The organism is Pararhodobacter sp. SW119, assembly GCF_017811755.1.
Classification (GTDB): domain Bacteria; phylum Pseudomonadota; class Alphaproteobacteria; order Rhodobacterales; family Rhodobacteraceae; genus Pararhodobacter.
The window spans coordinates 160480-185860 of sequence record NZ_JADDJF010000001.1 but is presented as its reverse complement, the minus strand read 5'-3'; the positions used below and the strand labels follow the sequence as shown (position 1 = coordinate 185860).

General features: G+C 68.1%; 24 protein-coding genes. 9 read left to right on the top strand and 15 right to left on the bottom strand.

The features are described from left to right. Positions 1–24 precede the first annotated feature (24 nt). Positions 25–1674, bottom strand: a complete 1650-nt coding sequence (locus IM708_RS00830) for an electron transfer flavoprotein-ubiquinone oxidoreductase (protein ID WP_209424403.1) — start codon at positions 1672–1674, stop codon at positions 25–27. Positions 1675–1886: 212 nt separating this feature from the next. Between IM708_RS00830 and greA the strand changes: the two genes are divergently transcribed. Genes greA through IM708_RS00810 form a run of 4 tightly spaced genes read left to right on the top strand, consistent with a single transcriptional unit; the run spans position 1887 to position 4429 of the window. After that, the gene (gene greA, locus IM708_RS00825; RefSeq protein ID WP_209424595.1) at positions 1887–2357 is read left to right on the top strand and encodes a transcription elongation factor GreA; all 471 of its coding nucleotides are present in this window, start codon (positions 1887–1889) and stop codon (positions 2355–2357) included. Positions 2358–2373: 16 nt separating this feature from the next. Next, positions 2374–3324 (top strand): hypothetical protein, encoded by a 951-nt coding sequence (locus tag IM708_RS00820; protein ID WP_209424402.1) that lies wholly within the window; start codon positions 2374–2376, stop codon positions 3322–3324. A 17-nt stretch (positions 3325–3341) separates the two neighbouring features. Then, positions 3342–4100, top strand: a complete 759-nt coding sequence (locus IM708_RS00815; protein ID WP_209424401.1) for an AzlC family ABC transporter permease — start codon at positions 3342–3344, stop codon at positions 4098–4100. After that, complete coding sequence (locus tag IM708_RS00810; RefSeq protein ID WP_209424400.1) at positions 4100–4429, top strand: AzlD domain-containing protein; 330 nt, start codon at positions 4100–4102, stop codon at positions 4427–4429. Before IM708_RS00815 ends, IM708_RS00810 begins: the two co-directional genes overlap by 1 nt. A 6-nt stretch (positions 4430–4435) precedes the next feature. On the opposite strand, the gene IM708_RS00805 is transcribed toward IM708_RS00810, so the two are convergent. The 4 genes from IM708_RS00805 to IM708_RS00790 form a co-directional block, all read right to left on the bottom strand. Next, entirely contained in the window at positions 4436–5044 is a 609-nt protein-coding gene (locus tag IM708_RS00805; protein ID WP_209424399.1) for a hypothetical protein, read from the bottom strand. A 51-nt stretch (positions 5045–5095) separates the two neighbouring features. Continuing rightward, positions 5096–5230 (bottom strand): aa3-type cytochrome c oxidase subunit IV, encoded by a 135-nt coding sequence (locus tag IM708_RS00800; RefSeq protein WP_209424398.1) that lies wholly within the window; start codon positions 5228–5230, stop codon positions 5096–5098. A gap of 76 nt (positions 5231–5306) precedes the next feature. Next, complete coding sequence (locus IM708_RS00795) at positions 5307–6362, bottom strand: MBL fold metallo-hydrolase (protein WP_209424397.1); 1056 nt, start codon at positions 6360–6362, stop codon at positions 5307–5309. Continuing rightward, positions 6359–8068 (bottom strand): acyl-CoA dehydrogenase, encoded by a 1710-nt coding sequence (locus IM708_RS00790; RefSeq protein WP_209424396.1) that lies wholly within the window; start codon positions 8066–8068, stop codon positions 6359–6361. Before IM708_RS00790 ends, IM708_RS00795 begins: the two co-directional genes overlap by 4 nt. A 127-nt stretch (positions 8069–8195) precedes the next feature. Between IM708_RS00790 and IM708_RS00785 the strand changes: the two genes are divergently transcribed. Continuing rightward, positions 8196–9170 (top strand): L-threonylcarbamoyladenylate synthase, encoded by a 975-nt coding sequence (locus IM708_RS00785; protein WP_209424395.1) that lies wholly within the window; start codon positions 8196–8198, stop codon positions 9168–9170. Positions 9171–9437: 267 nt separating this feature from the next. On the opposite strand, the gene IM708_RS00780 is transcribed toward IM708_RS00785, so the two are convergent. From IM708_RS00780 to rpsD, 3 genes are all read right to left on the bottom strand, one after another. Further along, complete coding sequence (locus IM708_RS00780; protein ID WP_209424394.1) at positions 9438–10367, bottom strand: prephenate/arogenate dehydrogenase family protein; 930 nt, start codon at positions 10365–10367, stop codon at positions 9438–9440. Next, positions 10367–11467 (bottom strand): histidinol-phosphate transaminase, encoded by a 1101-nt coding sequence (gene hisC / locus IM708_RS00775; protein ID WP_209424393.1) that lies wholly within the window; start codon positions 11465–11467, stop codon positions 10367–10369. The genes IM708_RS00780 and hisC overlap by 1 nt, the downstream gene beginning before the upstream one ends. Before the next feature lie 139 nt (positions 11468–11606). Beyond that, positions 11607–12227, bottom strand: a complete 621-nt coding sequence (gene rpsD / locus IM708_RS00770) for a 30S ribosomal protein S4 (protein WP_209424392.1) — start codon at positions 12225–12227, stop codon at positions 11607–11609. Positions 12228–12533: 306 nt separating this feature from the next. Between rpsD and IM708_RS00765 the strand changes: the two genes are divergently transcribed. Next, positions 12534–12836 carry a tryptophan synthase subunit beta gene (locus IM708_RS00765; protein ID WP_209424391.1) on the top strand — a complete coding sequence of 101 codons (303 nt, stop codon included), beginning with the start codon at positions 12534–12536 and terminating at the stop codon, positions 12834–12836. Between the two features lie 119 nt (positions 12837–12955). On the opposite strand, the gene IM708_RS00760 is transcribed toward IM708_RS00765, so the two are convergent. Then, positions 12956–13738: an SDR family oxidoreductase gene (locus tag IM708_RS00760; RefSeq protein WP_209424390.1), complete on the bottom strand. Its 783-nt coding sequence runs from the start codon at positions 13736–13738 to the stop codon at positions 12956–12958. After that, positions 13735–14994, bottom strand: a complete 1260-nt coding sequence (locus IM708_RS00755) for an acyl-CoA dehydrogenase family protein (RefSeq protein ID WP_209424389.1) — start codon at positions 14992–14994, stop codon at positions 13735–13737. The genes IM708_RS00760 and IM708_RS00755 overlap by 4 nt, the downstream gene beginning before the upstream one ends. A gap of 97 nt (positions 14995–15091) precedes the next feature. On the opposite strand from IM708_RS00755, the gene IM708_RS00750 reads away from it, so the two are divergent. After that, positions 15092–16123 (top strand): phosphotransferase, encoded by a 1032-nt coding sequence (locus IM708_RS00750; RefSeq protein WP_245242911.1) that lies wholly within the window; start codon positions 15092–15094, stop codon positions 16121–16123. A 495-nt stretch (positions 16124–16618) separates the two neighbouring features. Here the strand turns inward: IM708_RS00750 and IM708_RS00745 are convergent, their stop codons facing one another. Genes IM708_RS00745 through IM708_RS00735 form a run of 3 tightly spaced genes read right to left on the bottom strand, consistent with a single transcriptional unit; the run spans position 16619 to position 21074 of the window. Beyond that, positions 16619–17506: a DmsC/YnfH family molybdoenzyme membrane anchor subunit gene (locus tag IM708_RS00745; protein ID WP_209424388.1), complete on the bottom strand. Its 888-nt coding sequence runs from the start codon at positions 17504–17506 to the stop codon at positions 16619–16621. Beyond that, positions 17506–18255: a 4Fe-4S dicluster domain-containing protein gene (locus IM708_RS00740; protein WP_209424387.1), complete on the bottom strand. Its 750-nt coding sequence runs from the start codon at positions 18253–18255 to the stop codon at positions 17506–17508. The genes IM708_RS00745 and IM708_RS00740 overlap by 1 nt, the downstream gene beginning before the upstream one ends. Beyond that, complete coding sequence (locus IM708_RS00735; RefSeq protein ID WP_209424386.1) at positions 18252–21074, bottom strand: molybdopterin oxidoreductase family protein; 2823 nt, start codon at positions 21072–21074, stop codon at positions 18252–18254. Before IM708_RS00735 ends, IM708_RS00740 begins: the two co-directional genes overlap by 4 nt. A 243-nt stretch (positions 21075–21317) precedes the next feature. On the opposite strand from IM708_RS00735, the gene IM708_RS00730 reads away from it, so the two are divergent. Both IM708_RS00730 and clpX read left to right on the top strand, forming a co-directional pair. After that, the gene (locus IM708_RS00730) at positions 21318–21947 is read left to right on the top strand and encodes an ATP-dependent Clp protease proteolytic subunit (protein WP_209424385.1); all 630 of its coding nucleotides are present in this window, start codon (positions 21318–21320) and stop codon (positions 21945–21947) included. 108 nt (positions 21948–22055) lie between these two features. After that, complete coding sequence (gene clpX / locus IM708_RS00725) at positions 22056–23324, top strand: ATP-dependent Clp protease ATP-binding subunit ClpX (RefSeq protein ID WP_209424384.1); 1269 nt, start codon at positions 22056–22058, stop codon at positions 23322–23324. A 163-nt stretch (positions 23325–23487) separates the two neighbouring features. Here clpX and IM708_RS00720 read toward each other — a convergent pair whose 3' ends face one another. After that, on the bottom strand, positions 23488–24666 hold the full coding sequence (locus IM708_RS00720; protein WP_209424383.1) for a pyridoxal phosphate-dependent aminotransferase: 1179 nt from the start codon (positions 24664–24666) through the stop codon (positions 23488–23490). A 1-nt stretch (position 24667) separates the two neighbouring features. After that, complete coding sequence (locus tag IM708_RS00715; protein ID WP_209424382.1) at positions 24668–25297, bottom strand: TetR family transcriptional regulator C-terminal domain-containing protein; 630 nt, start codon at positions 25295–25297, stop codon at positions 24668–24670. Positions 25298–25381 lie beyond the last annotated feature (84 nt).

The window sequence follows — 25381 nt, the reverse complement described above, 5'->3', positions numbered from 1 at the left end:
GATGACAGTGCGCGGCTTTCGGGATCACATGTTCGGATAGTTCGGCCCGTCGCCGCCTTGGGGGGTTACCCAGACGATGTTCTGGCTGGGGTCCTTGATGTCGCAGGTCTTGCAGTGGACGCAATTCTGGAAGTTGATGACGAAACGGGGCTCCTCTCCCGCTTCCTCGACCACTTCATAGACCGCGGCCGGACAGTAGCGCTGTGCGGGCTCGGCGTATTTGGGCAAGTTCACCGCGATCGGGATCGACGGGTCCTTGAGCGTCAGATGCGTCGGCTGATTTTCCTCATGGTTGGTGAAGGAAAAGGCGACATTGGTCAGCCGGTCGAAGGACAGCACGCCATCGGGCTTCGGATAGGCGATCGGTTCGAACTTTTCGGCCAGACCGGTCGCCGCGGCATCGGACTTGCCGTGCTTGATCGTGCCGAACGCCGAAAATCCCAGCGTGTTGGTCCACATGTCGAACCCGCCGAGTGCGAGCGAGGGCACAAGACCCCATTTCGACCACATCGGCTTGACGTTACGCACCTTCTTCAGGTCCCTGCCGACCGGCCCGTCGCGCAGTTCCTTCTCGTAGGCGCTCAGTTCGTCGCCTTCGCGGCCGGCCTTGATCGCGTCATGCGCGGCCTCGGCGGCGGCGATACCGGACAGCATGGCGTTGTGATTGCCCTTGATCCGCGGCACGTTCACCAGGCCCGCGGAACAGCCCAGAAGCGCCCCACCGGGGAAGACCACCTTGGGGATCGACTGATAGCCGCCCTCGCTGATCGCGCGCGCGCCGTAGGCCACGCGCTTGCCGCCTTCCAGCAGCTCGGCGACCATCGGATGGTGCTTGAAGCGCTGGAACTCGTGATAGGGGGACAGATACGGGTTCTCGTAGTTGAGATGCACCACGAAGCCCACATAGACCTGATTATTGTCGAGGTGGTAGATGAAGGACCCGCCGCCAGCGTTCCCCCCCAGCGGCCATCCCATCGTGTGCGTGACCGAGCCCTCCCGGTGTTTGTCGGGGTCGATCTCCCAGATCTCCTTCATTCCGAGGCCGAACTTCTGCGGCTCATAGTCCTTGGACAGATCGAACCGCTCCATGACCTGTTTCGACAGCGATCCGCGGACGCCTTCTCCCAGGAAGACGTACTTTCCCAGCAACTCCATTCCCGGCTCGTAGTTCGGACCCAGCGTGCCATCGGGGTTCTTGCCGAACTCCCCGGCGACGACACCCCGGACGCGGCCGTCCTCGCCATAAACGACCTCGGAAGCCGCCATCCCGGCGAACACCTCGACCCCCAGCGCCTCGGCCTGTTCGGCCATCCAGCGGCAAACGTTGCCCATGGAGACGATGAAGCAGCCATGGTTCGACATCAGCGGCGGCATCGGCCAGTTCGGCACGCGCAACTGCCCCGCCTGTCCCAGCACGTAGAACCGGTCTTCCTTCACCGGGACGGTGATCGGCGCGCCCAACTCCTCCCAGTCGGGAAGGAGGCGATCCAGGCCAACGGGATCGAGCACCGCGCCGGACAGGATATGTGCGCCGACTTCAGACCCCTTCTCCAGCACGACGACGCTCAGGTCGGCATCGAGTTGCTTCAGCCGGATCGCCGCGGACAGACCCGCAGGCCCCGCACCGACGATGACGACGTCGTATTCCATGGACTCGCGTTCGATCTCGCTCATGGGGGCTCCCGGTTGATTGCTGGCTGATCGCAGGCGTTGCATCGATACCGCAGGCTGGCCGCAGGGGTCAATCATGACCCCACATCAAAAGCCCGCGGGTTCGGCGCGGGCGACGCGAGGCTTGCAATTTCCCGAGCCGTGGTATCTGTTGGATCGAAGGACAGCAATGCCCCCGGCCTTGGCCGCGGGCGTTTTCATTCATGGTGCAGCCGATGGAAAAGATACCGATCACGCGCCGGGGCTTCAACGCGCTGGATGCTGAACTCAAGCAGCTCAAGAGCAGTGAGCGGCCCGCGGTCATCCGCGCCATCGCCGAAGCGCGCGCGCATGGCGACCTGTCGGAGAACGCCGAGTATCACGCCGCGCGCGAGAAGCAGAGTTTCATCGAGGGCCGCATCAAGGAACTCGAGTCGATCATTGGCCGGGCCGAGGTCATCGATCCGACGCGCCTGCATGGCTCGATCAAGTTCGGAGCGACGGTCAAGCTCATCGACGAGGACACCGAGGAAGAGCGGACCTACCAGATCGTCGGCGAGGCCGAAGCCGATATCGAGAACGGTCTGCTGAATATCCGCTCCCCTCTGGCGCGCGCTCTGATCGGCCGGGAACCGGGGGATTCCGTCGAAGTGCGCACACCTGGTGGCGAGCGCAACTACGAGATCGTCGCGGTCGAGTATCGCTGAAGCGGGAGGCGCCATCATGGCCGAAGCGGATGACCGCGAGGCTGGCCTCGGCGGCGAATTGAAGACTGCGCTGGGACTGATTGCGGCGACCGTGCTTTGGGGCGGCGCGATCTGGGTCGCGCTCAACCGTCCCGACCTGACAGATCCCTATGGTCCCGAGGCGCGGTTCGCGGCTCTCGCCGTGGCCTGGGGGATTCCGCTTCTGCTGACGATCCTGTCCTGGGCAACGCTGCGACGCGCGCGTGAAGCCCTTGCCGCCGCGCGCGCGCTTCACGCCGAAACCGACGCCCTGGCGCGTCACATGGCCGAAGCGCGCCGGACCAGCGGGAGTCAGTCTGCCGCTGCCCCCGCCGCATGGCCCGAGGCGGAGCCGAAACCCGCCGCACCCGCTCCGGCCCCGCAGACGGAAACGCCGACACCCGACCCGACGGCGGACATCATTCAACGGGTACCACGCGCGCCCTTGGCAGCCGGCGAGCCGACCCCGACACGCACGACACCGCCCGATGCCCTGTGGGCCGCGCTCGACTTCCCGCGTTCGGAATCCGACGAGGCCGCTTTCGCGGCGCTGCGCCGCGCGATGGCGGACGAGCCGTCGCTGGCCGACGTCATCCGCACTGCACAGCATGTGCTGTCGCTACTGGCCCAGGAAGGCGTGCATCTGCAGTCGACGGATCGAAGTCCGCCGCCGCCTGAAGTCTGGCGGCACTACGTCGACGGAACGCGCGGACCCGCCCTCGCCCCGCTTGGCGAACCCGAGGACCGGGAGAGCCTGGCCCTGACCGTGGGCCGGCTGCGGCGCGACCCGGCCTTTCGCAGCGCCGCACATCGCTTCGTCGCCGCCTTTGACACCTGGCTTGCCGGCTTCGCGCGCAACGCCGATGACGTCACACTCCAACGCGTCGGCAGCAGCCGGACGGCGCGCGCCTTTCGTCTGCTGGGCCGCGCGACCGGCAGCTTTGGTTGACGGCAAGACCCAGACGCATGTCACAGAACCTTCCGCCACGCTCCGATGACGCTGGCCCGCAGGCACCTTGGCCGGGGCGCGTTTTCCTGCAGGGATTGCGCGACAGCCTGCCTTTTCTTCTCGTCGTGGTTCCCTTCGGCATGGTGTTCGGCGTCGTGGCGACCGAGGCCGGCCTGAGCCTCGCGCAGACCATGGGATTTTCCGTCGGTGTCTTCGCCGGCGCCTCGCAACTGGCGGCATTGCAACTGATGAGCGCGAATGCCCCCGTGTTGATCGTCATGGCGACCGCGCTTGCGGTCAATCTGCGCCTGGCGATGTACTCGGCCTCCCTCGCCCCCTATCTTGGCGCAGCACCCGTCTGGCAGCGCGCGATCGTCGCCTGGCTGCTGGTCGACCAGTCCTACGCGCTGGCGCATGCGCGCTACGAATCCAGCCCGCGCATGCCGATCCCCGCGCGCTTTGCCTATTACCTGGGGTCGGTTACGCTGATCGTGCCTTTCTGGTGCGTGGCAAGCTACCTGGGCGCGGTTCTGGGCAATCGCATTCCCGCTGGCCTGCCGGTCGATTTCGCCGTGCCGATCACCTTTCTGGCGGTGATCGCGCCGATGTTGCGGACGCTTGCGCATGTCGCCGCTGCGCTGACCTCGGTGGTTGGCGTCCTCGCCTTCGCCGCGCTGCCCTTCAACCTGGGCCTTCTGGTCGCCGCACTGATCGCGATGGTGGTCGGCGCTCGGGTCGAGGTCTGGCTCGCACGCCAACAGGGCGGAGGGCGGTGATGGACTACACCCTCACGCAGATCTGGGCGATCATCGCGGTCCTGGCCGTCGGGACCTTCGCGTTGCGCTACTCGTTCCTGGGTCTGATCGGGCGTCGCGAGTTGCCGGAATGGACGCTGCGCATCCTGCGATACACGCCGGTCGCGGTGCTGCCGGGACTGATCGCACCGCTCGTTCTTTTTCCGGCTGCGACAGATGGACAGCCCGACCTTGCGCGCGCGCTTGCCGCGGTCGTCACACTGGCGCTGGGGCTGTGGACCAAGAGCGTGCTCTGGGCGATCCTCGGCGGAGCCGTGACGCTTTTTGCGGTGCTTCACGTCGTCGGCTGAGGCCTGTCAGCCCGGTGTCGGCGTCGCCACGGGCGCTGGGGGCAGATTGGGTTCGCGGTCGGAATAGACGCGCTCCTCGGTCACGCCGGGTAGCAGCGCAAAGGCATCCGAAAGAACCGTCGGAAACCAGGTCATCGGCAACGACCCGAAACCGTCAAGCTCGCGCAGGATCTCGGCGATCGCCCGCGTGCAGTACGAATCGGAGACCGGGCCCGCTGCACGCGCCCGGGTCAGGATCCGTTCGGCCAACTCCGGCGAGACCTGCATCCGGTACATTCGGACATGGTGGGTGTTGCGCGCGTGGTAATGAATGTAGTTCTGCAGGGCACGTTCGTTGAAACCATGATGGACGTCGTGCCGCTCGGGCGCCGCCGAATGCGACCAGCTTCCTGCCGGGTCGAAAATGACACGCTCGCTGGCGTTGATCATCAGGGCGGCGTGCGCGCCCCCTCCGGTTTCATTGTTGACGACGTTGAAAAGCGTGATCTCGGCGGGTCCGGCGTGCCGGTAGCGCGCCGCGGCCACGGCGTCATCGGGCGCCCATACGACCGGCTTGGTGCAGCCGGCGAACGAGATGATCGCAACCAGCAGGGCAATCGCCGCGGCAATTCGCATCGCGCACACTCATGGGATCAGTGGCGCGATCGCGCAGCGACCGCGGCCAGTTTAGGAATTGGCCAGCGCCAGAAAGAGCAGGATACCGATGCTGACGCCCGCCACCCAGGCCGACGCACGCAGGAAGCCGGCAAAGGTCTTTTCCTGCTCGGTGGTGTCCATCGATCCGTGTTCGTGCTCGGCCATGCGATGCTCCCGTTTGTACTGATTTGCCGACTCTCTAGCCGATGCGCCCCGCGCTGTCATCCCGTCAAAGCATCGGTCACGCCGCTTCGAACAGCCAGACCCCTTCGGCGGTGCTGCGCCGCCGCACGCGCCCGGCCCGATGCAGGTGGTTCAGATGCGCCACCGCCTCGACCAAGGCAAGACCATAGACCCCGGGACCGATCGGCCGTTTGAAGAGGGGCGCAAAGCACTCCGCCGCGCTGCGCGGCCGGTCGAGATGCGCCACCAGTCGCTCCAGCGCGCCGTGATGGTTGTCCGCCATCTGTCGCAGGCGCAGCGGCAGGCCAACGAAGGGCAGCTTATGTCCCGGCAGCACGAACTGGCCGGCCGTGGCGAAGCCGGCAAACCGATCGCAGCTTTCCAGCCATTCGGCGATGGGGTCGGCCTCGGGCTCGGTCGCGTAGACGCCCAGATTGGGCGATATCCCCGGCAGCAGCTGATCGCCGCCAATGACCAGATCGTCGTCAAGGCTCCAGAACGTGGCGTGTTCGGGCGCGTGACCATTGCCCATCCGCACAGCCCAGCGGCGCCCGCCCATCCGCACGGTGTCGCCTTCGCGCAGGCGATGGAATCCCAGCGGCATCGGCGCGACGACATCGCAGAAGTTGAAGGGCCGTTCCTCGGCCCGCTGCGCCAGCAAGTCAGGGTCCATGCCGGCCGCCCGCCAGAACGCGATCGACTCGGCCGAGGGGCGCTCCTGCTCGTCAAGAACCAGCATCCGGGCGAACAGCCAGGCGGTGCGCGTGGTCCAGAGTTCCGCGCCGTGTTCGGCCTGAAACCAGCCGGCCAGCCCGATGTGATCGGGATGGTGATGGGTGACGACCACGCGCCGGATCGGCCGCCCGCCAAGCGGCCCGGCCATCAGGTCCGTCCAGATCGCGCGGGTCGTCTGCGTATCGAAGCCGGTATCGATCAGCGTCCAGCCGTCGCCCTCCTCCAGCGCGTAGACATTGACGTGATCCAGCGCCATCGGAAGCGGCAGCCGCAGCCACAGGATGCCGGGCGCGACCTCGATCGCCCCGCCGCGTTCCGGCGGTGCCTCGAACGGGTGCCGGATGCCCTCGGCCACGGCTGTCCTGTGGGACGGATTCATGCGGCTTCCAACTCCTCCGCCGAAAGGGCGTAGAGCGCCGCTGCCCCCTCTTTCGCGCGCACCAGCAGCGCGGCGTGCTCGGGCAGAAGCCGGCGGATGAAGACGCGCGCGAGACGCGCCCGCGGCCCGTCGGGATCGACCTGCGCCGCGCAGAGGTGATAATGCGCGCCCAGGACGCGGGCAAAGGCCCGCAGATAGGGCACCGCGCCGGCGAAGCGGTCGGTCATGTCCTGCGCGATCAGCCACTCGGTCGCCTCGCGCAATGTTTCCGCCGCCGACCAGACATCGCCCGCCAGTTCCGGCAGAACCGCGCGCGCGGCTTCGGCCCGGTCCTCGACCTCCTGCAGCAGACGGAAGGCAGCCTCGCCCCCGTCCATCATCTTGCGCGCCACCAGGTCCATTGCCTGAATGCCGTTGGTGCCCTCGTAGATCGGGGTGATCCGCGCATCGCGGTAGAACTGCGCCGCGCCCGTCTCCTCGACAAAGCCCATGCCGCCGTGAATCTGCACGCCCAGGCTGGAAACCTCGCAACCGATATCCGTGCCGTGCGCCTTGGCGATGGGGGTCAGCAGCGCGGCGCGGGTGTGCCAGTGATCCTGGCCCGTGGCCCGGCCCATGTCGATCGCCACGCCGCAGGCCAGCGCGATGGCGCGGGCGGCGAACACCTCGGCGCGCATTTCGGTCAGCATCCGGCGGACATCGGCATGATCGAGGATCGCCCCCTCACCCCTTGGCGTGCGCCCCTGCTTGCGATCTTGCGCATAGGCCAGCGCGTGCTGGTAGGCCGCTTCGGCCACGCCCACCCCTTGCACGCCGACACCCAGACGCGCGTTGTTCATCATCGTGAACATCGCGGCCATGCCGCCGTGGGGCTCGCCCACCAGCCAACCGGTTGCGCCGTCGAATTCCATCACCGCGGTGGGAGATCCGTGAATGCCCAGTTTGTGCTCCAGCGAAACGACGCGCAGGGAATTGCGCGCACCCGGTCGCCCCGCTTCGTCGGGAATGATTTTCGGCACCAGGAAAAGGCTGATCCCCTTGGTGCCGGGCACACCGTCGGGCAGCCGGGCAAGAACCAGATGGCAGACATTCTCGGCGACATCGTGATCGCCCCAGGTGATGAAGATCTTCTGACCGCTGATCGCATAGGTGCCGTCGCCCTTCGGCTCGGCCTTGCTGCGCAGGGCGCCGACATCCGATCCCGCCTGCGGTTCGGTCAGGTTCATCGTCCCCGTCCATTCGCCCGAGATCAGCTTCGGCAGGTAGAGCGCCTTCAACTCATCGCTGGCGTGATGCTCCAGCGCCTCGATCTGGCCCTGGGTCAGAAGCGGGCAAAGCTGCAGCGACAGGCAGGCGCCCGACATCATGTCGGCGACCGCCGTATTCAGCGCCTGGGGCAAGCCCATGCCACCGTGGTCGGGATTGGCCGAAAGGCCGATCCAGCCGCCCTCGGCAATCGCGCGATACCCCTCCGCGAAGCCCGGAGAGGTGCGCACGACGCCATTTTCCAGCCTTGCGGGATGCAGATCGCCAGCGCGGTTGAGGGGCGCCAGCACGTCGCTGCACAGGCGACCGACCTCGGTCAGGATCGCCTCGGTGACGTCGGCGCCGGCCTCGGCGAACAACTCCGTCGCGGCAAGCTGATCGTAGCCGACGACGTGATCGAACAGGAAGCGAAAATCGCCGACAGGGGCCTTGTAGGACATGCGCTTTCCTCCTCACGGGTTTGCACGGTATGCACCGGACCGGCCCGCTTGTGAAGCCGGGCGACGGCGACTAAGAGCAGCATAGAGTTCCCGCCCGCTCCGACAAACCCGAACGCCGCGTCACGACATGCCCGCTTCGACCCAGATCCTGCAACCCGATGCAGAAGGCATCGCCCGTGCCGCGGCGCTGCTGCGCGCGGGCGCGCTGGTCGCCATCCCGACCGAGACGGTCTACGGGCTGGCCGGCGATGCGGCGAACGACCACGCGGTGGCGGCGATCTTCGCGGCCAAGGACCGGCCGCGCTTCAACCCGCTGATCGTGCATCTGGCGGACATGGCGCAAGTCACCGAGATCGCACGGCTTTCCCCTCTGGCTCGGGCGCTGGCGGCAGCCTTCTGGCCCGGCCCGCTGACGCTGGTCCTGCGCCTGAAGCCGGGGGCGCGGGTGGCACCGCTGGTGACCGCGGGCCTGGATACGGTGGCGTTGCGCCTGCCGGCGCATCCCGTCGCGCGGGCAGTGCTGGCGGCCGTCGGCGGCGGCCTGGCGGCCCCCTCGGCCAACCCGTCCGGCCGGATCAGCCCGGTCAGCGCGGCGCATGTGCTGGCCGGGTTGGAGGGGCGGATCGCGGGGGTGGTTGATGGTGGCGACTGCGCGGTGGGAGTGGAATCGACGATCCTTGATGCCACGGGCGCGGTGCCGATCCTGCTGCGCGAGGGCGGGTTGCCGGTCGAGCGGATCGAGGAGGTGCTCGGCCTCAAGGTTGCGGCGCGGCAGGATGGCGCGCTTCTGTCGGCGCCGGGGCAGTTGGCGTCGCATTACGCGCCGCGCGGCGCGGTTCGGCTGGAGGTCGCTCGACCAGAAAAAGATGAGGTATGGCTTGGGTTTGGCAAGATCCTTTCTGGAAGTGAAGGACTGAACCTGTCGCCCTCGGGCGATCTGACGGAGGCGGCGGCGCGGCTCTTCCACCTGTTGCACGAGGCCGATGCACGGGCTGGCGCGGGGGGGCGGATCGCGGTGGCGCCGGTCCCGGAGGTGGGTCTGGGACGGGCGATCAATGACCGATTGGGGCGCGCGGCGGCGCCGCGGGAGGGGCCGAAATAGGCGCTGGCAGGGTGCTGGCAAGCGTATGGCAAATGGCTGGCAAGCGTATGGCAAACGTATGGCAGTTCCGAACGCTGGCGAAAGCGGATGGTAAGGGACGATCCGGTCGAATCTGGTGCGGAAAGCGCCGGGAAACCCCCCGGCCCCGGCCCGAGGCAGCTAACTTCGGCGGGCAGAGCGCGCCCGGACGGCATGACGGAGGCGCGCGCGCTGCCTGCCCGGATGCCGTAGATCCGTGAGCCGTGGCGCGCCCTGCCCCCGGTCCGGTCAGCCGCGCTTGGCGCGCCCGAAGTCCGGCGCGTCGGTGTCCTGACCGGCTTCGATGATGCCGCGGCGGATGGCGCGGGTGCGGGTGAAATAGTCGTGCAGATAGGCGCCGTCGCCCATGCGGATCGCGCGTTGCAGCACGAACAGCTCCTCGGTGAAGCGGCCGAGGATGTCGAGCGTCGCCTCCTTGTTGGTCAGAAACACGTCGCGCCACATCACCGGGTCCGAGGCGGCGATGCGCGTGAAGTCCCGAAAGCCGGCGGCGGAATACTTGATCACCTCGGACTGCGAGACGCGGCGCAGGTGATCGGCGACACCCACCATCGTGTAGGCGATCAGGTGCGGCGTGTGGCTGACCACGGCCACGACCAGATCGTGATGCGGGGCGTCCATCTCCTCGACATTGGCACCCAGAGCCTGGCAGAAATCGCGCAGCCGCGCGACGGCGGCGGGGTCGCTGTCCGGCAGCGGCGTCAGCAGCCACCAGCGGTTTTCAAAGAGCGTCGCGAAACCCGAATAGGGGCCGGAATGTTCGGTCCCGGCCATCGGGTGGCCGGGGATGAAATGCACGCCCTTCGGCAGGTGTGGCGCGACCGCATCGATCACCGCCTGCTTGACCGAGCCGACATCGGTCAGCGTGCAGCCCGGCGCCAGATGCGGGGCGATTTCGCGCGCGACCGCCTCCATCGCGCCGATGGGCACGGCGAGGACCACCAGATCTGCGCCCTGCACGGCGTCGGCGGCACTGTCGTGGACGGTATCGACGAGGCCGATCTCAAGCGCGGCGGCGCGGGTTTCAGGGGTGCGGGCATGGCCGGAAATGGCGCCCGCCAGCCCGTGGCGGCGCATCGCATGCGCCATCGACGAGGCGATCAGCCCCAGTCCGATCAGCGCGACCTTGCGGAAATGAACCTGGGTTTGCGGGGCCATCAGTCGGCTTCCAACGTCTGGACAACCAGACCGGCAAGGCGGCGGCAATCCTCCATCGTGCCGATGGTGATGCGCAGCGCCTCGGGCAGGGCGTAGCCGTCCATCCGGCGCACGAGGATGCCGCCCGCCTGAAGCGCCGCATCGACCTGAGCGGCGCGCGCCGGCGTGTCGAAGCGGGCGAGGATGAAGTTGCCCAGGCTGTCATCGACCCCGACCCCGGCGGCGCGCAGCGCGCCGGTCAGCCAGTCACGGGCGGCGGCGTTTTCGCGGCGCGAGCGGGCGACATGGTCGTGATCCTCCAGCGCGGCGGTGGCGATGGCCTGCTGCAGGCTCGACAGGTTGAAGGGCCCGCGCACGCGGTTGAGCACGTCGATCACCGCCTTCGGCCCGTAGCCCCAGCCGACGCGCAGCCCGCCCAGCCCGTGGATCTTGGACAGCGTGCGGGTCATGACGACATTGCTGCGCCCCTCGACCAGCGCGAGGCCGCCGTCGAAGCCTTCCACATATTCGGCATAGGCCCCGTCGAGCACCAGAAGCGCGTGATCGGGCAGGCCGTCGGCCAGCCGCTCGATCTCGGACGGGTCGATCATCGTGCCGGTCGGATTGTTGGGATTGGCGACGAACACCAGCCGCGTGCGTTCGGTCGCCGCGGCCAGCAGCGCATCGACATCGGTGTGGCGGTCGCGTTCGGGCGCGGCGACGGGCGTGGCGCCGGCGGCCTGGGCCGAGATGCGGTACATCAGGAAGCCGTACTGGCTGAACAGCACCTCGTCGCCCGGGCCGGCATAGGCCTGGCAGAGAAAGGCGATGACCTCGTCCGAGCCGACGCCACAGATCACCCGCGCCGCATCGAGGCCGTGGACGCGGGCGATGGTCTCGCGCAGCTCGGCGTGGTCGGTCGAGGGGTAGCGGTGCAGATCCGCCCCCGCATTGCCCAGCACCAGCCGCTTGAGCGCGGCCTGCGCGGCGGGGCCGGGGCCCAGCGGGTTCTCGTTCGACGAGAGCTTCAGAACCTCGTCCCGGCCGGCGAGCTTGGCCTTGCCGCCTTCATAGAGCGCGATGTCCAGGATGCCGGGTTGCGGGCGGATGGCGTCGCTCATCAAATCCTCCTTGGCCGCGCGGGCCGATGCCCCGGGGGGCCCTACGACGAGGCACCCCGCGGGGGCGCGCACAGAAAAGGGCCGCGCCGGTTCCCCGGCGCGGCCCCAAGATCCACGGAACCGTCAGGCCAGGGCCGGATCAGTTCTTGGCGTAATATTCGACGACGAGGTTGGGCTCCATCTGCACCGCGTAGGGCACATCGGCCAGCGCCGGCGTGCGCACGTAGGTCGCGGTCATCTTGGAATGGTCGACCTCGAGGTAGTCGGGCACGTCGCGTTCCACCAGGCCCACCGATTCGAGCACGATGGCGAGCTGCTTGGAGCGGTCGCGAACGGCGATCACGTCGCCTTCCTTCACGCGGTAGGAGGCGATGTTCACGCGCTTGCCGTTCACGGTGATATGGCCGTGGTTCACGAACTGGCGCGCGGCGAAGATCGTGGGCACGAACTTGGCGCGGTAGATGACGGCGTCGAGGCGACGCTCCAGCAGGCCGATCAGGTTCTCGCCGGTGTCGCCCTTGACGCGGGCGGCGTCGCTGTAGATGCGCTTGAACTGCTTTTCGGTCAGGTCGCCGTAATAGCCCTTCAGCTTCTGCTTGGCGCGCAGCTGGATGCCGAAGTCGGAAAGCTTGGTCTTGCGGCGCTGGCCGTGCTGGCCGGGGCCGTATTCGCGGCGGTTGACCGGGCTTTTGGCGCGGCCCCAGATGTTCTGGCCCATGCGGCGGTCGAGCTTGTGCTTGGCAGCGGTGCGTTTGGTCATCGCTGATCTCCTTCGTTCGTGGACTGGCCCCGGGGGCCGTTTCGAAGGGCGTTGTCCTCCTCCCCCCGCGGGGGGCGACAGGTTTCCCCTTGCGGGGTCCACCAACACCAATGAATGACCCGGGCGCCTGAGCCCCCGGGATGGCGCGGCTTATACAGGCCCCCGGCCCGGCGTCAAGGCCCCCGCCCGGCGCCGCGTCACGTCTGCGCGAGGGCGCCGCGATGGGGCGCTGCGACGTCTTGTCCGACGCCGGGTCCCTGTCCATGCTGGGGCGTAACGCGCGCACCAAGGACGACAACACCGACCATGAACCGGCAGGATCGACGATTCCAGCGGCAACTCGCCTCCTCGGCGCGGGGGTATCCGCGGCTGCAGCGCCTGATCGAGCGGCTGACGGCCCCGCATCTGGTGCTCGTGCGCCTGCCGTTGGCAGTGCTGTTCACGCTGGGCGGCCTTTTCTGGTTCCTGCCGCTGGTCGGGCTGTGGATGCTGCCGATCGGGCTGCTGCTGCTGGCGGTCGACCTGCCGGCGCTGCGGCCGCGCGTGTCGGCGGCGATGATCCGGCTGCGGCAATGGCTGCGCGGCAAGCGGCGGCGGGGCTGGTTCTGATCCGCACGCCTGGGCAAGGGATGGCGCCGCCCCTGCCAAACGTTTCATTGCGGTTAACGGAGGATTTTTCCCGTTTTTTATCAACTTGTTGCCGTAATGCGCGCATGCGCGCACTACCCTCACCCGCCGCCGGCGGGACGCGGTGCGAACGGAAGGCTGGCCGAAAGCCCACCATCGACGACGATCACCTGCCCGTTGACATAGCTTGCCGCGTCCGAGGCGAGGAAGGCGACCGCTTCGGCCACCTCCTCGGCCTCGCCACCGCGGCGCAGCGGGTTCAGTTGGCCGATGCGGCCCTCCCGCCCCCGGGCGCGGGCATCGGTGTAAAGCGGCGCAGTCATCGGCGTCTCGATCAGCCCCGGCGCGACGGCGTTGACGCGGATACCGGTCCCCGAAAGCGCCGCGGCGGTGGTCTGCACCAGGTTGATGACCCCGGCTTTCGAGGCCGAGTAGGGCAGCCCCCCTGCCCCCGCCGCGAGCCCCGCGACCGACGCGGTGCAGACGATGGCCGCGCCGGCGCCCAGATGCGGCCGCGCCGCGCGGATCGCCAGCCACGGACCGATCAGGTTGACGCGCAGGATCTCGGCGAACTCCGCCGCGCCGGTGGTCAGGTCGGGATTGAGCGGACCCGAGATCCCGGCGTTGGCGTGCAGGATGTCGAGCCGGCCGAACGACGCGACGGCCTGCGCCACCATCGCGGCCGCGCCGGCCTCGGTCGCGCAGTCGGTGGCCAGCCCCTCGGCCGCGCCACCGTCCCCGCGGATCAGCGCCACCGTCTCGGACGGGTCCTTCAGATCGACCGCCAGCACCGCCGCGCCGCGCGCCGACAGCGCCCGCGCCGAGGCGCGGCCGATGCCGCCCGCGGCGCCGGTGACCAGCGCCACGCGGCCCGCAAGCGTCATCCCGGCAGACCCCGCGCGGTCACCATCGGCGTCCAGCCCGGATGGTTGAGACCCTTGCGCTTCTTGATCTCCAGCCGCGCCAGCTGGTCGCGGTGCACCTCGTCCGGGCCGTCGGCCAGACGCAGGACGCGGGCGATGGCATAGGCGATGGCGGTGCCGAAGTCGTTGCCGGTGCCGCCGCCACCGAAGACCTGGATCGCCCAGTCCGACACCTTGCACAGCATGTTCGGCACCGCGATCTTGATCATCGCAATCTCGGCGCGGGCTTCCTTGTTGCCGACGGTGTCCATCTTGTGCGCGGCGTGCAGGGTCAGCAGCCGGCACTGGTCGATCATGATCCGCGCCTCGGCGATACGCTCGCGGGTGACGCCCTGGTCGGCCACCGGCTTGCCGAAGGCCACGCGCTGAAGGGCGCGGTCAACCATCTGTTCCAGCATCCGCTCGGCCATGCCGATGGACCGCATGCAGTGATGGATGCGCCCCGGTCCCAGCCGGCCCTGCGCGATCTCGAAGCCGCGCCCCTCGCCCAGCAGCATGTTCGAGGCCGGCACGCGCACGTTCTCGAACAGCACCTCGGAGGCGCGGTCGGGCACGCCGTAGTAGCCGAAGACCGGAAGCGAGCGGGTTACGGTCACGCCGGGCGCGTCCATCGGCACCAGGATCATCGACTGCTGCTTGTGCCGGTCGGAGTTCTGCGGGTCGGTCTTGCCCATGAAGATGCAGATCTTGCAGGCCGGGTTCGACGCGCCGGTGGTGTACCATTTGTGCGCGTTGATGACGTACTCCTCGCCCTCGCGCCGGATCTCGGCCTCGATGTTGGTGGCATCGGACGAGGCGACGGCGGGTTCGGTCATCGCAAAGCAGGAGCGGATGTCGCCGGCCAGCAGGGGTTCCAGCCACTGGCGCTTGTGCGCGTCGGTGCCATAGCGCTCCAGCACCTCCATGTTGCCGGTGTCAGGGGCGTTGCAGTTGAAGACCTCGGGCGCCAGAAGCGAGCGGCCCATGATCTCGCACAGATGGCCGTATTCGACGTTGGTCAAGCCGGCGCCGCGGTCGGATTCGGGCAGGAAGAGGTTCCACAGACCCGCCGCGCGCGCCTTCGGTTTCAGCTCCTCGATCACCGGGTAGACCTGGAAAGGGCCCAGTTCCTCGGCCTCGCGGAAGAAGCGGGCTTCGTTGGGATAGACATGCGCTTCCATGAAGTCCCGCAGCCGGGCAGCGAGTTCGACGACGCGGGGCGATTTGTCGGGGATCATTCGGGGTCCTCCTGCGGTTGGCGGCACGGTAGCGGGGGGGCTGCGGGCTGGCAAGCAGGCGCGGCTTGACTTGGCGCACGACAGGCGGGACGGTCGCATGGTCGGGGGAAAGGCGCGCAGGATGGCCGAGGCGGAACTGGAACGGTGGATGACGGCGCATGTGCCGGGCTATGCGGGGCCGCTGCGGCTGGAACGGCTGTCGGGCGGGCAGTCGAACCCGACCTGGAAGATCTGCGCGGCCAGTGGCGATTATGTGTTGCGACAAAAGCCCTTGGGGGATGTTCTTCCCTCGGCGCATGCGGTCGACCGGGAGTTTCGGGTGATGCGGGCGCTGGCGGATACGGATGTGCCGGTGCCGAAGGTGCATGCGCTGTGCGAGGACGCGTCGGTCATGGGGGCGATGTTCTTTGTCATGGATTTCCTGCCCGGGCGGGTGCTGTTCGACCCACGCCTGCCGGGGGTCGAACCCGTTGAACGGGCGGGGATTTTCGACGCGATGAACGCGACGCATGCGGCGATCAGCCTGGTCGATCCGGACGCGGTGGGCCTGGGCGACTACGGGCGGCCGGGGGGGTATGTGGCGCGGCAGGTGCATCGGTGGACGAAGCAGTACCGCGCGAGCGAGACGCGGAAGATCGAGGCGATGGAGGGGCTGATCGCGTGGTTGCCCGAGAACCTGCCGCAGCGCGAGGAGGAGGTGCGGCTGGTGCATGGGGATTACCGGCTGGACAACCTGATCTTGCATCTGACCGAGCCGCGGGTACTAGCCGTGGTAGACTGGGAGCTGTCGACGCTGGGCTGTCCCTATGCCGATTTCGCCTATAACGTGATGGTCTGGCGGATCGCGCCGGGGCTGTTCCGGGGGCTGGGCGGGGTCGATCTGGCGGGCACGGGCATCCCGCAGGAGGCCGACTATGTCGATGCCTGGTGCAGCAGGACCGGGCGGCAACGACCTGACAACTTTGACTTTTACGTCATTCTCGCACTGTTCCGGATTGCCGCGATCCTGCAGGGCATCGCCAAGCGGGCCGAGGACGGGACGGCGTCGGACCCGAAGGCGGCGGAGATGGGGCGCACGGCTGGGCCGCTGGCGGAGATCGCCTGGGACATGGTGCGCGCGCGGGGCTGAAATCCGCCCGAAACGGGCGTCGGCAGGGTGCCGGAAAGTGTATGGCAAGCGGCTGGCAAGCGGCTGGCAAGCGTATGGCAAACGTATGGCAGTTCCGAACGGTGCGGCAGGGGTTCGGTAACCGCTGCCCGACCGAGGCTCGGACTGGTGACGAGGTGGATCAGGGGGGCGCTGCCCCCCTCTTGGCTGCGCCAATTCACCCCCCGGGATATTTTTTGGACAGATGAAGTTGCGGGCGTTGGGTGGAATGTCCGGCGTTTTGCGGCGGAGACTCTTTTCGCCGCGCGCGAAGCGCGCGGCGCCCGGCCCAACGCGAGGAAAGTTGCACGCGCAGCGTGCAGCTTGACGAGGGGCGGGAGCATCCTCGGGCTCTCGGGTGCGGCGCGGGGCCGGGGCGGCTCGACCGGGGGCGTCAGCCCCCGCGGCGCGAGGCCCCCTCGATGGGGGCCGAGCGCCGGCCCCGCGAACCGGTCCACCGGCCGCGGCAGGTGCGGGTCAGTGGCGCCCGTAATAGAGCCCCATGACATGCTCGGCCTCGGCAAAGAAGAGCCAGCGGGCGGCGAGCATGCCGAGGACATGCAGCGCGACGGCCAACGCCCAGACCGGGGGGCTGACCGGCTGTCCGACCGGCGTCAGGACCAGCAGCAGCATCGGCAGCACCGCCGCGCAGACCAGCGCCAGCACCCGCAGCTTGATCGCGTGCCGGCGGGCCACGACATGCGCCATCTCGCGCAGCAGGTAGTTGGTGCCGGTGTGCGGCGGCTCCAGCTGGCGGACCTGTCCCAGCGGGCCGAGGCCGGTGGCGGTTTCGCCGGTGTGGCCCGCCCCGGCGAAGCGCTGGTCGCCGATCATCCAGTGCGCCAGAAGTGCGACCGCCAGCAGCGCCAGCGCCAGCGGCGCCAGCGTCGTGCTGCCGATCAAGAGCAGCCCGCCGGCAAAGGCGGCGAGCAGGAAGAGGACGGGCACGGACCAGTGGTGCCAGCGCGGCACGGTGCGCAGTTGCGCGTAGATCATCGCTGTGGCGAGCACGGTCAGCAGCGCCATCAGCGCCGCCACCAGGCCGAGGGCGGGCATCGGCCGGGCCAGAAAGACCGACCCCGCGGCATGCGGCGCGATCAGCAGCAGTGCGGCCAGCGCCAGCACCGCCTCGCGCGAGAGCCAGCTTGTGCGCCATTGGGTGAAGGCCTTGAGCGCGCGTTCGGGGTGACGCAAGTGCAGGGCCGAGGCGCCGAGCCCGCACAGTGTCAGAGCGTAGCCGAGGCCGAACCACAGGAACGCGGCCCACCCCGTCGGCACGATCAGCCCAAGCCCAAGCATGGCCAGCAGGCCGAGGCCGAGGCCCGAGAGGACGCTGAAGGCGATGAGCGAGGGGGCGGGATGCATCAGAGTTTCTCGAGCGTGCGGTCGAGCCAGCCGAGAAAGCCGCCCAGACCCTGGGTGGACGGCTCGCAGAGCGCGGCGAGGTTTTCGGGCGGGGCGGTCAGGTGGTCGCGGCGCCGCGGGGGCAGGTACTTGTTGACCGGCTTCGTGCCCTGTTCGGGCATCAGGTCGATGCCGCCGCGATCCGCGACCAGCCGGCTGACGGCGCTGTCGGGGTCGCCCAGGTCGCCGAAGTGCCGCGCGCCGGCGGGGCAGGTGCGCACGCAGGCGGGTTCGCGGTCTTCCGGGGCCAGGTTCTCGTTGTAGATCCGGTCGACGCAGAGGGTGCATTTCTTCATCACGCCGGCGACCGCGTCCATCTCGCGCGCGCCATAGGGGCAGGCCCAGGCGCAGAGGCCGCAGCCGATGCAGTCCTCCTCGTTGACCAGGACGATCCCGTCCTCGGCGCGCTTGTAGCTGGCGCCGGTGGGGCAGACGGTGACGCAGGGCGCATCCTCGCAATGCAGGCAGGACTTGGGGAAATGGACGACGACCGGGGCGCCCTGTGGTGGCGTGACCTCGTAGGTATGGACGCGGTTGAGGAAGGTGCCTTCGGGGGCGGCGCCGTAGGCGTCGGTGTCCGACAGGGCCGTGCCGTAATTCTCGGTGTTCCAGCCCTTGCAGGCGACGACGCAGGCGTGACAGCCGACGCAGGTGTCGAGGTCGATCACCAGGCCGAGTTTCCGATCCGTCTTGGCGGGAAGGTCAGTCACGGCGTCCCCTCCGTCTTGAGCGCGACGCGCGCCGGGCCGCGGCCGACGGGCGAGGCCTGGGTGGCGGCGCGGGGCGCGACCGGGCCGCCCTCGGGCGCCTTGGCGATGCGCACGCGCAGGTCGTACCAGGCGGCCTGGCCAGTGACGGGATCGGAGTTGGACCAGCGCAGGCCGTCGCCTTTGGGCGGCAGAAGTTCATGGATCAGGTGGTTGAGCAGAAAGCCCTTTTCGACCTCGGGCGCGGCGGGGTCCAGCGCCCAGGCGCCGGCGCGCTTGCCGATGGCGTTCCAGGTCCAGACGGTATGGTCGTTGAGCGCGTCCATGCGCGCGACCGGCAGCCGGATGCGGCCATGCGGCGAGATGAGCCAGGCCCAGTCGCCCTCGGCAAAGCCGTGGTCGAGCCAGACGGATTTCGGCACGTAGAGCGGGTTCATGCCGTGGATCTGGCGCAGCCAGGCGTTCTGCGACCCCCAGGAATGATACATCGCCGCCGGCCGCTGGGTGAGCGCGTGCAGCGGGTAGTCGGCGGGATCGGTCGCAGCCTCCTCGAACGGCGGATACCAGAGGGGCAGCGGGTCGAGGGTTTGCCGGATGCGGGCGCGCAGATGCTCGGGCGGCTGGCGGGTGCCATGCCCCTCGGCGGCAAGCTGGAAGCGGCGCAGGGGTTCGAGGTAGAGGTTGAAGAGGTAGGGGGCGGGTTTGTCCATCAGCCCGCGTTCGACGGCCCAGTCCTGGTAGGCGGCGTTCCAGGGTTTGAAGAACTGCGCCTCCTCGGGGATGTGGTCGGCGAAGAAGCCGCCGTTTTCGATGTATCGGTCGAGTTGGGCGGGGTTGGGGGCGGCGCGGCCCGAGGCCGTGCCATCGCCGCGCCAGCCGGCGAGCGGGCCGACGCCGGGGCGGCGTTCATGGTTGACGATGTAGTCGGCGTAGTCGCGGAATTTCGGCTGGCCCGCGTCGTCCACCATGCCCGGCAGGCCCAGCCGCGCGCCGAGGTCCAGGAGCACCGACTGGAAGGGGCGCACGCCCTCATGTCCCGGCCGGTCGGGCGCGACCACCGGCCAGCGGATGGCGTCGGCCATGGCGTCGGCCTCGCAGATCGGGCGGTCGAGGAGGCTGATGCAGTCGTGGCGTTCGAGGTAGGTAGTGTCGGGCAGGACGAGATCGGCGAAGGCCACCATTTCGGACGAATAGGCGTCGGAGACGATGATCCGGGGGATGACGTAGTCGCCGGCGGCGTCGGTGTCGGTGAGCATGCGCATCACTGCGCCCGTGTTCATCGACGAGTTCCAGGCCATGTTGGCCATGTAGAGAAAGAGCGTGTCGATCGGGTACGGATCGCCCGCATGCGCGTTCGAGATGACCATGTGCATCATGCCGTGCGCCGAGAGCGGGTTTTCCCAGGTGAAGGCCTTGTCGATGCGGATCGGCGCACCGGTGTCGGTCAGCAGCAGGTCGTCAGGGCCGAGCGGGTAGCCAAGATGCGGGCCGTCGAGGGGTTGGCCGGGCTGGCTGCGCCCGTGCGGGCGGGGATGGCCTTCGGGCGGTTTCGGGTAGGGCGGCTTGAAGCGGAAGCCGCCGGGGGTGTCGACGCTGCCGAGCAGGATCTGAAGGACGTGGAGGGCCCGGCAGGTCTGGAAGCCGTTGGAATGCGCCGAGATGCCGCGCATGGCGTGGAAGGCGACGGGGCGGCCGATCATCTGCGTGTGCCGCTCGCCCCGGAAGTCGGTCCAGGGGCGGTCGAGGGTGATCTCCTCCTCGAAGGCCACGCGCGCGAGTTCCGCGGCGATGGCGCGGATGCGCTCGGCCGGGATGCCGCAACGCGCGGCGACGGCGTCGGGGGCGTGGTCGGGCGCAAGGTAGCGCGTGGCCATGTGGCGCAGGACGGTCTGGTGGCCCTGCCATTCGGCGCCGGGGTCGGGGCGCACGCCGGGGGCGTTCCAGGGGGCGGGTTCGCCCGTGCGACGGTCGAGGACCAGCGGCGTGCCGGTGCCGTCGCGCAGGAAGAGGCCCTTCTCCGGGCCATCCTCGGTGTTCACCAGGAAGGGGGCGTTGGTGTAGCGGATGAGGTAGTCGAGGTCGATCTTGCCCGCGCGCATCAATTCATGGATGAGCGCGAGGATCAGCAGCCCGTCGGTACCCGGCGTGATCGCCAGCCAGTCGTCGGCGATGGCGTTGTAGCCGGTGCGCACGGGGTTCACGGCGATGACCCGTGCGACGCGCGCCTTCAGCTTGCCCAGCCCCATCTTGATCGGGTTCGAGTCGTGATCCTCGGCCACGCCGAAGATCATGAAAAGCTTCGTGCGGTCCCAGTCGGGCTGGCCGAATTCCCAGAACGACCCGCCCATCGTGTAGATGCCGGCCGCCGCCATGTTGACCGAGCAGAAGCCGCCATGCGCGGCCCAGTTCGGCGTCCCATAGGCCTGCGCCCACCAGCCGGTGAAGCTTTGCGACTGGTCGCGCCCGGTGAAGAAGGCCAGCTTCTCGGGCGCGGTCTCGCGCAGGGGTTTCAGCCAGTCGACGGCGGTTTGCAGCGCCTCGTCCCACGAGATTTCGCGAAATTCGCCCGATCCGCGCGGGCCGACGCGTTTGAGCGGTGCGCGCAGGCGGGCGGGCGAGAGGTGCTGCATGATCCCCGCGCTGCCCTTGGCGCACAGCACGCCGCGGTTGACCGGATGGTCGCGGTTGCCTTCGATATAGGCGACCTTGCCGGCCTTCATGTGCACGTTGATCCCGCACCGGCAGGCGCACATGTAGCAGGTCGTCCGGTGCACCGCGTCCGACACGGGCGGCGACAGGTCAAGCACGGGCTGCTGCGGCATCCTTCCTCCGAAACGTGCGCCGGTTCGCGGCGTCCCCGTTTGCGACCAAGTCATTGCAGGATTGTCCACGCGCGTCTAGGGCCAGACCGGCACTGAGGGCAGCGCCAGCGCACAACGCCACGTTGCGCCACAGCCCGGCGAAGCGAACGGGGGCGCCCTTGCAGGGGTTGGCGCGGCGGGCTAAGTCTGTCGCAAGGTTTGTCCCCTAGACCGCAAACCATCCCACGACACGAGGCCCGAGCAATGCACGATCCCATCGAGACCTACATGAACCTCGTCCCCATGGTGGTCGAGCAGACCAGTCGCGGCGAGCGGGCCTACGACATCTTCTCGCGCCTGCTGAAGGAGCGGATCATCTTCGTGAACGGCCCGGTGCATGACGGGATGTCCAGCCTGGTGGTGGCGCAGCTTCTGCACCTGGAAGCGGAGAACCCCACGAAAGAGATCAGCATGTACATCAACTCGCCCGGTGGCGTGGTGACGGCGGGGATGTCGATCTACGACACGATGCAGTACATCAAGCCGGCGGTGTCGACGCTGGTCTGCGGGATGGCCGCATCGATGGGGTCGGTGATCGCGATCGGCGGGGAGAAAGGCATGCGCTTTTCGCTGCCGCATTCGGAGTTTCTGGTCCACCAGCCCTCGGGCGGGGCGCGGGGCACGGCCTCCGACATCCTGATCAGCGCGAAGTCGATCGAGGCGACGCGTGAACGAATCTATCAGCTTTACATGAAACATACGGGCCACGACTACGACACGATCCAGCGCGCGCTGGACCGCGACACCTGGATGACCCCCGAAGACGCCAAGAAATGGGGCCATATCGACGAGATCGTGGAGAACCGGACCAAGGTGGAAAGCCCCAAGGCATGACGCTAACCGGTTCATGCAGTTTTGCGTTGTCGGCGCGGGCAACCTCGCCTAACCTTGACGAAATGCCCGCAAGAAGGTCCGCCCTCCCGAAGACCACGAGGTATCTGAATGGCTAGTTCTTCCGGCAGCGACAGCAAGAACACCCTCTACTGTTCTTTCTGTGGCAAGAGCCAGCACGAGGTGCGCAAGCTGATTGCGGGCCCGACGGTGTTCATCTGCGACGAATGCGTCGAACTGTGCATGGACATCATCCGCGAAGAGACCAAGAGCTCGGGCCTGAAGACCACCGACGGCGTGCCCACCCCGCGCGAGATCTGCAAGGTGCTGGACGACTATGTCATCGGACAGGAACACGCCAAGCGGGTGCTCTCGGTCGCGGTGCACAACCATTACAAGCGGCTCAACAATTCCGGCAAGGCCGGCGAGGTGGAGCTGTCGAAGTCGAACATCCTGCTGATCGGCCCCACCGGCTGCGGCAAGACGCTGCTGGCGCAGACGCTGGCGCGCATCCTGGATGTGCCCTTCACGATGGCGGACGCGACCACGCTGACCGAAGCCGGCTACGTGGGCGAGGATGTCGAGAACATCATCCTGAAGCTGCTGCAATCGAGCGAATACAACGTCGAGCGGGCGCAGCGCGGCATCGTCTACATCGACGAGGTCGACAAGATCACCCGCAAGTCGGACAACCCCTCGATCACCCGTGACGTCTCGGGCGAAGGGGTGCAGCAGGCGCTCCTAAAGCTGATGGAGGGCACGGTCGCCAGCGTGCCGCCGCAGGGCGGACGCAAGCACCCGCAGCAGGAGTTCCTGCAGGTGGACACGACGAACATCCTGTTCATCTGCGGCGGGGCATTCGCCGGGCTGGACCGGATCATCGCGCAGCGCCAGAAGGGCACGGCGATCGGCTTCGGCGCTGATGTGAAGGACGAAAGCGCCCGGCAGATCGGCGAGACGCTGAAATCGCTGGAGCCCGAGGACCTGCTGAAGTTCGGCCTGATCCCCGAATTCGTTGGCCGCCTGCCGGTGGTGGCGACGCTTGCGGACCTCGACGAGGACGCGCTGGTCACCATCCTGACCGAACCGAAGAATGCGCTCGTCAAGCAATACCAGCGCTTGTTCGAGATCGAAGGCGTGGAACTGTCCTTTACCGACGACGCGCTGCGCGCCATTGCCAAACGCGCGATCGCACGCAAGACCGGCGCGCGCGGGTTGCGGTCGATCATGGAGGATATCCTGCTCGACACCATGTTCGAACTGCCGGGCATGAGCAATGTCGAGAAAGTGCTGGTCAACGAGGAAGCGGTGAATGCCGACGGGCGCCCGCTGATGATCTATTCCGAGGCCAAGCGCGAACAGCCCGCCTCGGCGCGCTGAACCAGCCTTAGCCTACGCAAGGCAAGCAGGCCCCGGCAAATTGCCGGGGTCGTTGCATTTCGGGAGTCCTTTCGGCCGGGCGAACTTTCCTCGCGCTGGGGGGCGCAGATCACGCGGCTTTGTCCGCCAAGGATTTCGGCAAATCGCCAGACTGTCGCGGTCTTCAGGCCGCCTGCCGCTGGACGAAACCGCCGATCCGGTTGCAGGCTTCGTCGGTCAGCGCATCCGAGGCGTTGAGCGCGACGCGCAGCCATCCTTCAAGCGCGCAACCGAAGGACGCGCCGGGCATCACGGCGACACCGGTCGCCTCCAGCAACTCCAGCGCGAAGACCTTGGAATCCCTGGAATGCGCGCGGATATCGAGGAGCGCGAACATCCCCGCCTGCGGAAGATGCACGCGCAGGCCGGCGACACCGTCGAGCCTGTCGTGGATCAAGCGGGCGCGGCGGGCCATGCGGGCCGCCATCGCGCGGGCCACGACCGGCGGGGCGCGCAGCGCGTCGGCGGTCATGTCGGCGATGAAGGGTTGCGAACCGAAGAGCATGGTTTCCGATACCGGCAGCGCGCGGCGGCAGAACTCCTCGGACGCGCAAAGCCAGCCTGACCGGAACCCCGGTGCGGCGTGGGACTTGGAAATCGACGACGCGATGACCACGCGATCCTCGAACCGCGGGTCGGCAAGGGCGGAGGTGAAGGCCTCGTCGTCATGCGTGAGGTCCTGATAGACCTCGTCGGAAATGACCCAGAGGTGATTTTGCGCCGCCAGATCGCAGAGCGCCGAAAGATCGTCGGGTGTCAGCAGCGCACCGGTCGGATTGTGCGGGGTGTTGAGGAAGATCGCGCGCGTGGCGGGCGTAATTTGGCGGGCGACGTCCGCGACGCCAAGGCGAAACCCGGCCTCCGGCCGCAGGGCGACGGGAACCGGGTTTGCCCCCGCGGCGCGGACCAGCCCTTCGTAACTGGCGTACATCGGATCGCCCAGAATGACCTCGTCCCCCGGCGCGCAAATCGCCATGAACGCGAGATAGAGCGAGGTCTGGGTGCCCGGGAGGCACAGAAAGCGCGACGGGTTGATAGAGCGCTTGAGAATATCGGTGTAACGCTCTGATAACGCTTTCAAAAGCGCATCTTCCCCTTGGCCGTTCGAATAGCCGGTGCGGCCTGCCTGCATTGCGCGGGTTGCAGCCTCGATCAGGTCCTGGGGGGTGGGCACATCGGGCTCCCCGATGGTCAGGTTGATCACCTCCTGCCCGCGCGCGCGCCGGGCGTGGGCCGCCGCGTTCAGGGCCCATTTGTCCGAGCCGAGACCGGCGAGGCGGTCGGTGATCGGGGCGTAGCGCATGTCAGTCCTCCAGCGGCAGGTTCAGCAGCCGGGAAAACGCGGACAGCGCCAGTTCCGGCAGATCGATTTCGGAAAAATGGTCGGGTATCGCTGCGGCTTCGATCCACAGCCCGTCGAGCAGCGCATTGCCGGCAATCGCATGCGCGCGCAGGGTCGCGGTGTCGGTAGACCGCCCGGCGGCGTGCAGGGCGTCGGCAATAAGCCCGGCGAGGCGGTCGCGAAAGGCCAGGTAGGTCGCCTCGTGCACCCGGCGCATGGCTGCATCGCGCGGTACCAGTTGCATCGACGCCGCCCAAAGCGCCATGGCGCGTGGCTCGGTGACCGGAGGCGAGACGCTGGCGACGATGAAGTCGCGCAAGCGCGCGCGCGGGTTGTCGGTCAGTTCATCGAGCCGCGCGGTGGCCGCTTCGGTCAGCCCGGTCATCAGAGACTCGTGCGCCGCGGCGACCAGATCTTCCTTGGTGGCGAAATAATGCCGGATCAGGCCCGGCGTGACATCGGCCCGCGCGGCGATTGCGCGAACGGTCGCGGCTGCAGGGCCGCCTTCGGCGATCAGGTCCAGCGTGGCGGAAATCAGCGCGGCGCGGCGCGCCTCTTCGCCGGCGCGCTGGAAGGAACGGCGTGGGCTCATCTGCTCCCGGCCCCGCTTTCATGCCGTCCCGATCCTGCCCTACGATACGGCATGCGCCCCTCCTTAATTATACAAACGTATAAT